The 1,332-nt window shown below is 48.2% G+C and carries 1 pseudogene; it reads left to right on the top strand.

Annotated elements, in window-relative coordinates:
• Positions 1-397: 397 nt before the first annotated feature.
• Positions 398-1,332: pseudogene (locus BP71_RS37840) on the top strand (gliding motility-associated C-terminal domain-containing protein); the annotation flags it as partial.

Genomic DNA, 1,332 nt, shown 5'->3' with positions numbered 1-1,332 from the left:
ATCAACTGGGACGGAAAAACAAACGGAGGAAAAGAACTCGCAGCTGGACAATACTATTATGAAGTAACCATCTTTTTTGAATCGTCTAAAAAACAAGGCGAGGCCACTACCTTCAAGGGGTGGGTGCAGCTGTTGCGTTAAACCACTTATACCCTTTCTGAGCGCCGTTCCCGCTGCTTCGGGACTTTATGAGAATTCATATATGATTTATAAAGTTGTTTTGTAAGTTTACAAACCGACATATTATATTCATTCCCGAAGCACACATTTTTACCTGAAATTTCGTTGATTTAACGTACCTGACAGGAGATATAGCGCCTGCTGTAACCTCCCTATCATTATAGCTCGACACGGATTTATGCGCTCTGTTTTACGAATTTTATTATACTCTTTCTTTGTGGCTTTATTATGCAGCGGCTACGCTGCCATGGCCACGCACATCCGTGCAGGTGAAATCACTGCCAGGAGAATTTCTGCCACTACGCTTACCTATGAAATCAAGCTTACGGCTTATTTCGATATGCAAAATGGCGAAGGCGCTGCCAATGCGCAGAACACCGTCTTTTTCACCATTGGTAATGTTACTTCTACCGGTCAACCCGTAATTCTAGAAGCCCCGCGGCAGCAACCCATTCCCAACATTGGGAACAATACCACGCAGAACACCTACATTATCAATTACACATTTCCGTCTACCGGGAAATTCCGCATTTCGTTCGAAGAGGATAACCGGAACAACAACATCCTGAACATAGGCCCTCCTCCGACTCAAAACCTGAACTTTTATGTAAGTACCATTCTGGAAATCAATGCCACCCTGGGCTTGAATCAGACTCCGGTTTTGCTGAATGCACCGATTGACCTCGCCGCGGTAGGACAGCGCTATATTCACAATCCTAACGCATTCGACGCAGATGGTGATAGTCTGGCATACCGTATGTTCATCCCTCAGCGCAGCGGTGTAAACGGGGCAGGAATCAATTTGCAATATGTGAATCCGAACCAGATCGGAGCGCCCGGCCAAACTGAGGCTGGTGCTTCGCCGGCCACTTTCGGAATCAATCGCACCACCGGTGATATCATCTGGGACGCGCCGGTTACCAAGGGATATTACAACGTTGCTTTCATTGTAGAGGAATGGCGGGACGGTGTGCTGATCGGGGAAATCGTCCGCGATATGCAGATCATCGTCGATGACGCGCGTAACGACCGGCCCTTAATGCAGCCCCTGCCCGACATCTGCGTTGAAGCAGGTACCCTCATCAACCAGCCCGTCACAGCCACCGATAAAAACGGCGACAAGCTCAATCTCACCTCCACAGGCGGTGTCTA

This window comes from Dyadobacter ginsengisoli DSM 21015, from assembly GCF_059568735.1.
This window is presented reverse-complemented; position numbering and strand designations above follow the sequence as displayed.